The 8,071-nt window shown below is 29.9% G+C and carries 6 protein-coding genes; 5 read left to right on the top strand and 1 reads right to left on the bottom strand.

The window, feature by feature from the left end; translation table 11 throughout:
* Positions 1-13 precede the first annotated feature (13 nt).
* Together E6A48_RS06935 and E6A48_RS06930 are read left to right on the top strand one after the other, a co-directional pair.
* Positions 14-811: a hypothetical protein gene (locus tag E6A48_RS06935; RefSeq protein ID WP_219709313.1), complete on the top strand. Its 798-nt coding sequence runs from the start codon at positions 14-16 to the stop codon at positions 809-811.
* Between the two features lie 425 nt (positions 812-1,236).
* Positions 1,237-2,826 (top strand): alkaline phosphatase, encoded by a 1,590-nt coding sequence (locus E6A48_RS06930; protein WP_219709312.1) that lies wholly within the window; start codon positions 1,237-1,239, stop codon positions 2,824-2,826.
* A gap of 56 nt (positions 2,827-2,882) precedes the next feature.
* On the opposite strand, the gene E6A48_RS06925 is transcribed toward E6A48_RS06930, so the two are convergent.
* Entirely contained in the window at positions 2,883-4,193 is a 1,311-nt protein-coding gene (locus tag E6A48_RS06925; RefSeq protein ID WP_219709311.1) for an MATE family Na+-driven efflux transporter, read from the bottom strand.
* A gap of 286 nt (positions 4,194-4,479) precedes the next feature.
* Here E6A48_RS06925 and fusA point away from each other — a divergent pair, with 286 nt between their 5' ends.
* The 3 genes from fusA to E6A48_RS06910 all read left to right on the top strand — a co-directional run bounded on the left by fusA (position 4,480) and on the right by E6A48_RS06910 (position 7,873).
* A complete protein-coding gene (gene fusA / locus E6A48_RS06920; protein WP_219709310.1) occupies positions 4,480-6,570 on the top strand; it encodes an elongation factor G in 2,091 nt (696 codons plus the stop codon).
* Between the two features lie 79 nt (positions 6,571-6,649).
* A complete protein-coding gene (locus tag E6A48_RS06915) occupies positions 6,650-7,468 on the top strand; it encodes a PTS sugar transporter subunit IIA (protein WP_013243643.1) in 819 nt (272 codons plus the stop codon).
* A gap of 3 nt (positions 7,469-7,471) precedes the next feature.
* Entirely contained in the window at positions 7,472-7,873 is a 402-nt protein-coding gene (locus E6A48_RS06910) for a hypothetical protein (protein WP_219709309.1), read from the top strand.
* The last annotated feature ends 198 nt before the right edge of the window (positions 7,874-8,071 follow it).

Below are 8,071 nucleotides of genomic sequence, written 5' to 3'. Positions count from 1 at the left end.
TAAGGGGTTTGTTATGAAACACTTGAAAAAAATTATTTTCACAGCTGTATTAGCAGCAGCATTAAGCACATCAGCATTCGCAGCAAGCGGATTTGAGTTTATACTTAATGTGCCATTAGGTATGAATATTGATATGGGGCAGGGTATTGATCATATAGCTCAGTATAATGGCGAAGATGTTTATAGAGCTTATTATTCTGCTGATAATTTTTTAGGTTTTACAACAGGTGTAGAGGCTCAAGTTGGTTATATGTTTCAAGTTGTTAATAATTTTGGTATAAGCGTTTTGGGAGAAGTAGGGTATAGATTTGATACTATAACAGCTAATTATACTTATATGTACGGTACTAATAATACTTATAAAGAAGGCGATAAATTAAGAGAAAATCCTATAACATCTTCTGCTCATAGTTTTAAAATTGGTTTGTTTCCAAAGTTTAATATTAAGGCATTTTCTATAGGCATAGGCGGCGGCATTATAATTCCTGTATCAGGTTCTATAGTATACAAAGGAGATAATGGGATTAATTATCAAGTAGGAGATAATTATAAATCTCAATTTGATAAAAGCGAATTGCCAGTAGGTTTTTATTTCAAATTAAGTTTAGATTATTCTATATTCTTTACAGAAACTTCAGCTTTGAATCTTGGTTTATATGCAACATTTACAGGAGTAGGCGGATTAAAAATTCCTGATAATAGTTCTCTAAATGATTATCCTGAAGCAGATATTTATTATTATAGACCATTTACAGGTATCGATGTAGGTGCACAGATTGGCTATAGATTCGGACCTAAAGCTTTTAATTAATTTTAGCAAATAGTTCTGTTAATAAAACATTATATAAAAAGTCTGTCTTAATATTTTAGGGCGGGCTTTTTATTTTAACAAAGATTATTTTATCACGCGTTAAGCTAATCATCAAAATAAACTTAATTATTAATTGCATTATTCCTATAAACAAAAATTTTATTTACCGCGTGCTGTTAAAGCTATAAATTTAAAAAACGCTTGGGCGGGTATGCTTTTAATTTATAAACAGCAAATATAAATAAAATGTTTATTGCAGAATGAAATTTCAAGCTATAAAGGGGGGAGTGTGAATAAATTTAAATTTTTTTAAAAGACTATCATAAATATCTATAGGCTATTGATTTTTATTTTGTTATAATATATAATGCGTGCGTAAAATTTGATATCAGATTTTTACCAAATTATAAAGATTGGAGAAATCTATGATTCAATTATTACCTATTCTTCTTTTATCCGCATTTTTTATCGGATGCGGTCAGCAGCCTTACACTAATTTAGAAAATGCCTCAAAAGCTAAAAACGTTATAGTCTTAATTGCAGACGGACAAAGCTCTGATGTAATCACATACTCAAGATGGTTTAACGGCGGAGATTCATTAGCAATAGATGAGATGTTAAGCGGAGCAGTGAGAACACATAACGCCGATTCTCCTATAGCAGATTCAGCCCCTGCAGGTACAGCTTTAGCTACAGGCTATAAATCATCTTATCAGCAGTTTATAGGAGTTCTTCCAGATGAAGCTATACTTCCTAATTCATCAATACCTACTGAAGCAAGAGCACCTATAGCAAATGTTTTGGAAGGAGCTCAGCTTCTTGGCAAATCTACAGGAGTAATTTCAACTTCAGAAATTATGCATGCCACTCCTGCAGCTTTTTCTGCTCATGACATCACTAGAAAAGATTATGATGATTTAAGCGAACAGCAATTGTTCCAAGATATAGATGTTATATTAGGAGGAGGGTATAAGTTTTTTACTAAAGAAGCTAGAAAAGACGGAAAAGATTTAATATCAGAAATGACTAATTTAGGATATTCTATAATTAGAACTTCAGATGAATTAGATTCTTTTAGAGGTGATAAAGTTGTAGGACTTTTTGCTGATGCAGATTTGGCTTATGAAATAGACAGAGAAGAGACAACTCAGCCTTCATTAGCTCAAATGACTTCAAAGGCAATAGATATACTTTCTAAAAATGATAAAGGTTTCTTCTTGATTGTGGAGGCTTCAAAAGTGGATTGGGCAGCTCATGCTAATGACCCTGTGGGATTAGTTTCTGATACTTTGGCTTATGTTGATGCTGTAAAGGTGGCATTAGATTTTGCTAAAAAAGATAATAATACTATGGTTATAGCAGTAACTGACCATGGAAATAGCGGTTTTACTATGGGTAATTATGAAACTTCTTCAGACTATCACAAAAGAAAATTAGAAAGTTTTATAGAGCCTGTAAAAAATGCTTCACGTTCTGCTGAGTATGTGGCAAGAAAAATAGAAGCAGGAGAAGATATAAAAACTGCTATGCAAAAATATTATGCTATAGATGATATGACAGAAGAAGAGGTTAATTCTCTTAGAGGAAAAACAGGAGACGATTTACATTATGCTATAGGACCAATATTAGCAAAAAGAGCTTATTTAGGTTTCAGCACTCATGGGCACACTGGTGAAGATGTTCCTCTATATACATATTTACCAAATAATAAAAGAATTGTAGGACTTATAGATAATACGGATATAGCTAAAAATGTTGCTTCTGCTATGGGAATAAATTTAGATGAAGCTACAAAAAAATTGTTTATGAGTGAAGATGAATTAAAGAAGGCAGGTGTAGAATTAACATCAGACGGTAATATTCTTACTATGCATATTGGTGATAAAACTGCTCAAATAATGAAAAATAGAAATATAATAATTGTAGATGGAGAGAAAAAAACTTTAGATGGTGTAGTTGTTTATAATGAATCTAAATGGTACTTTCCTTCTCAGGTTTTAGATATATTAAAATAATAATTATTTAATGTTTTATAGAGCGTAGGTATTTTTTTAATATCTACGCTTTTTTATTATATTTCATTATTTTTTAGCTTTTTCTTTATTACAGCAAAATAAATTATATATATTATCACAGTTGATATTAATATAGCCAAACCAAATCTCAATGTTATATTTAATAATGTTATTTCATATACACCTTTTAAATATAAAATAAAGTATGGAATGTTAAAGAAAGTATTAACTAAAAAAGATTGTAATAGCATATATTTTATTTGACCTATTGCATATAATAAACTTGAAATGATGGTGTAGTATGCATAACATATATAAAAAGGAAAAAGTATCATAACCAAGTTCATAACCGATTCAAGATTTTGAGCATTCATTATGTATTTTATAAAATATTTATAAGTTGGTATTAAAGCTATCCATATTAACACAAATATAGTAGTTAATAATACATAAGGTTTTAAGCTTCTATTATGCTTTTTTGATAAGTCTGTTTTTATGAGAGTGCCTATTTGATTGATTGGTATTAATAGCCAAGCCCAGTAAAAAGAATTAGCAATCCAATAATTTCCCTGTTCTCCTACAATATTTATCATTCTCACAAGCACTATACTATAAATTAAGTTTCTATAAAAAGATTCAAGCCCAGATACCACATTTAGAGAAGTAATCTTTTTATTCCATAGGAAAGTCAATTTTGTTTTAGAGAAAATATTATATCCGCATTTATTCAATAAAAATATGGCAATTATAACAGATATTAAATTTGATATTATATTATTATAAGCTATACCATTAACACCCAAGTTTAATGATATGCTATATTGAGAAACAAATAGTATATCAAGAATAATAGTTAGAAACATTTTTATTGTAGTTATTGCAAATATTGATTTATAATTTTCCAAAGAAGTATGAGCTATAATCATTAAATGAAATAACACTATAGAAATATTAGCAAAAGATTCTAATTTTATATATGTTGTTGTTTGAGCATATAAATCAGTTTGTTGTTTCATTGCAGTAACAAGGTTTCCAGCGAATATATTTATAATTAAAGCCATTATAATATATATAAATGTTATTATTATAATAGAGCTTCTTAATTTATTTATAAAAACTTCTTTATGATTATTAATATCATCATCTTTTATATTACCTAAAAAGAAAAATAGAGGGGCTATTATTGCTTCTTCAAAGACTTCGTATATAATTCCAAGCCACATTTGCTGTGATGCTATATTTATACCGCTTGCATTAGGATAGCTGTCTAACAAATATATTCTAAAAGTTGAGTAAATAGAAGGTATTAAAGCTTGTATGATTAGAACTATAAACAATTTAAAATTAATTTTTCTAAGTAAATTCATAAATATATCACTCTCCGCACTCAAAAATGATACATATCATACATTAATATGAACATTTTATCAATAAATTCCTATAATATAATTGTTATTTCATAAATAAATATTAATTTTTGTGTTAAAAATAGGTGGTAGAATTTGATTTTTGATACTTTTTTTACTATACTTGAGTTAACATGCAGTATTTAGCTTTCTATGAACCTGCTTATCTTCTAAGCAATCACAAGTCAATAGAAAATCATAAAAACATTAATAATAAAAATAACCGCCATCATAAGGAGGAATGTTTATGGGAAAAATTTACAACCCAGAAAGTATTCGTAATGTAGCCCTATTAGGGCATGTTGGAAGTGGTAAAACTTCTTTGAATGAAGCTTTGCTTTTTAGAGCCAAGTGTATTGACAAAAAAGGAGAAGTGGCAAGAGGTACTACAGTAAGCGATTATACAGATGAAGAGATTAAGCAGAAAATGTCCATTCGTACTTCTATAAGCTTTATAGAGTGGAAAGACCATAAGATTAATTTGCTGGATATTCCTGGTTCGGGTGATTTTAGCGGCGATATTAACCCAGCTTTAAGAGTTGCAGAATCATGCATTGTTGTAATAGATGCTGAGTTTGGCATACAAATAGAAACAGAAAAGCATTGGCAGATGGCTAATAATTTCAAAAGACCAAGAATTGTATTTATTAATAAGATTGATAAAGACATGGTTGATCATAAGACTTTATTAGAAAAGATAGAAAACAACTTCAAAGAGCCTCCTGTAGTGCCTATACAAATACCTATGGGTAATGGTAAAGATTTCAAGGGTATTATAGATGTTATTTATCATAAGGCTTATTTTAGAGATGAAGAGGGTAAAATAGTAGAAGCAGAGATACCAGAAGAGTATTATGATGAATATAGAGCTACACGCGATAGATTAAAAGAACTTGTATGTGAAGTAGATGATACTCTAACAGAAAAGTTCTTAGATGGCGGTAAGTTTACCGATGAAGAATATATAGAAGCTTTAACAAAATCTATTCTTCAATACAAGGTAGTACCTATTCTTTTTGGTACATCTATTAGAGATATAGGAATGGGTGCTGTACTTGATACTATAATAAGATATATGCCTTCGCCTTCTTATGTACCTGTTACAGACGGTACAGACCTTTTAACTAATGAACCAGCTACAAGGTCTATATTAGGCGACAATAATCCATTTGCAGCTTTTGTATTTAAAACCACAATAGACCAATATGCAGGACGTATTTCTTTCTTTAAGGTTCGTTCTGGAAGCATAAAAAGCGGAGATGAAATATATAATTCTAGAACAGGCAAAAAAGAAAAAGTTTCGCACATATATATAGCAAGAGGAAAAAAACAAATAGAGGCAGATACAATCACAGCAGGCGATATTGGAGTATTAGCAAAACTTTCTGATTGTAGAACAGGTGATACTATAAGCGTGCCTTCTTCACCTTTCCAATTCTTAGCTCTTAAAGTTCCTCAGCCAATATATTTTACAGCAATTAAAATACTTAAAAATGATGTAAAAGCATTAGAAGTATTAGACACTATTAGCCAAGAAGATTTAACTTTCCATGTAGAGTTTGATAGCGAAACAAAAGAAACTATCATAAAAGCTATGGGAGATTTGCAAGTAAAATTGGCATTAGATAGGGTTATTGCTCTCACAAAAGCAGAGATAGAACAAAGTGTTCCAAGAGTAGCTTACAGAGAAACAATAAGAAAACAATCCCAAGCACAATACAGACATAAAAAACAATCAGGCGGAAGCGGACAATTTGGAGAGGTTCATTTAGAAGTTTCACCTCTTCCACGTGATGGCGGTTATGAATTTGTAAACGATATATTTGGAGGTGCTATACCTAAACAATATATACCTGGTGTAGAAAAAGGTATACAAGATGCTTTAGCACAAGGGCCTTTAGGAAGATATCCTATGGTAGATGTTAAAGTGAGAGTTTATGATGGTAAGTACCATGATGTGGATTCTAATGAATTATCATTTAGAATAGCTGCATCTATGGCTGCTAAGGAGGCTTTTAAAAATGCTTCACCTGTGCTGCTTGAACCTGTTATGAAGGTTACAGTTTATGTGCCTGAAGAGTTTACTGGTTCTATAATGAATGAGCTTACAGGTAAAAGAGGCAAAATTTTAGGAATGGAGGCTGCATCAAACACTGTACAAATGATTAAGGCAGAAGTTCCGCTTTCAGAGATGCTTACTTATTCTATAGAAATGAAGGCTTCTACTTCTGGAAGGGGTACTTTTGAGATGGAACATTCACATTATCAAGAGCTTACTGGTCCTTTGGCTGATAAGGTTATTGAAGAGCGTAAGGCTTTGCTTGGAAATGCTGAATAGGGTTAAAATGTATATAAATATAAGTTGATATTTTTTATATACTATAATATAATATTTTAATAATAAATTAGGAGATTATATGCTCAAGATTATTGACAAAATAAAAAAAGAACATGTATTTGAAGGCTTAGAATCAAAAGATAAGGATTCTCTTTTCAAAGCTTTAAGTGAAAAAATAGCTTCTGTTTCTTCACTTTCTACTGATTCTATATTTGATGCTTTGAAAAAGAGAGAAGATGAGTACACAACTAATATTGGTAATGGCGTTGCAGTTCCGCATGGTAGAATTCAGGGTTATGGTAAAACTGACATATTTGTAGGTTTCCTAAAAAATGAGATAAACTATGACTCAGATTCTGATGAAAAGAGTCCTGTTAAACTCGTATTTGCTATACTTTCTGATCTTGAAAACCCTCAAGATTATCTTTTAAATCTTTCTCAAATATTCTTTTTAGTTAACCAAAAAGAAATATTAGATAAAATAATAGCTACTAAGAATTTTGAAGAGTTAGAAACTGTATTAGAATCTTTCAAAAAATTAGATGAAAAATTTGAAGCAGAAAAACAAATTAAATTCCTTATAGAACTTGAAAGAGCTGAAATACAAATTAAAGCTTATGAACTTTATAGTTCTACTCACTCTCAGCAAAAATCAGATTTAGTTTTAGAAGAGTACAAAAAATATAAAGATACTATTTTAAGCAAAATTGATGTTGCTGTATTAGAAAACTATAAGAGAATTAAAGAAAATAAAGGTGAAGCTCTTGCAAAAATTGAAAATTATAAATGCAGTGCTTGTAATGTAGCTATACCTAAAATGACTGTTAATGAAGTTAGAAGACAGAATCAGATAATTATGTGCTTCCACTGCGGAAGAATATTATTCACTACTGACTAATTAATGAAAAATAATATTTTTAAAAGAATAGCTAAGGTATTTTTAATAATTTCTTTAGCTATTCTTTATATATCTTGTTCCACAAATAAACCTAGCTCTAACATTAAAGAGTTTTTTAATTATCCTAATCCTTTTAATGCTAAAGAAACACATACTACTTTTAAAGTTTCTATTGGTAGTGGAGAGATAATAGAAGCTAAGCTTTATATTTATTCTCAAGAGGGTAATTTGGTAGATGAAAAAACTATGACTATATCTGCCGATAAAAAGGAAGCTACAGCAATATGGTCTGCTATAGACAAAAACGGTAATTATTTGCCTCCTTCAATATACAATTCAAAAGTTATTCTCAAAGACAATCAGGACTCCACTTTTGTAAGTGAGTTCAAAACTTCTGTAATATAGTTGTGATGCATCATTGTAATAAATACATTTTGTGAATCTCTATATCTCATAGAAATGTTATCAACTTTTTTGATACATATGCTCTGTAAAATTCGTAAAAATTACTCTTTGCGAATAACTACATTTTTTGCAAAAATATATAATAAATATTATTAATATTATTCTTTTACTTGCACTTTTTGCAACTTTTTGCGGCGG

The sequence above is a fragment of the Brachyspira pilosicoli genome, assembly GCF_019402445.1.
Lineage (GTDB): Bacteria > Spirochaetota > Brachyspiria > Brachyspirales > Brachyspiraceae > Brachyspira > Brachyspira pilosicoli_B.
Note: the sequence above shows the minus strand (reverse complement) of the source record. Positions and strands in the feature narration are given on the sequence as shown.

Coding starts and splice junctions, on each gene's coding strand:
- E6A48_RS06925 (WP_219709311.1), bottom strand. CDS start 4,193: ATGAATTTACTTAGAAAAATTAATTTTAAATTGTTTATAGTTCTAATC.
- fusA (WP_219709310.1), top strand. CDS start 4,480: ATGGGAAAAATTTACAACCCAGAAAGTATTCGTAATGTAGCCCTATTA.
- E6A48_RS06930 (WP_219709312.1), top strand. CDS start 1,237: ATGATTCAATTATTACCTATTCTTCTTTTATCCGCATTTTTTATCGGA.
- E6A48_RS06915 (WP_013243643.1), top strand. CDS start 6,650: ATGCTCAAGATTATTGACAAAATAAAAAAAGAACATGTATTTGAAGGC.
- E6A48_RS06935 (WP_219709313.1), top strand. CDS start 14: ATGAAACACTTGAAAAAAATTATTTTCACAGCTGTATTAGCAGCAGCA.
- E6A48_RS06910 (WP_219709309.1), top strand. CDS start 7,472: ATGAAAAATAATATTTTTAAAAGAATAGCTAAGGTATTTTTAATAATT.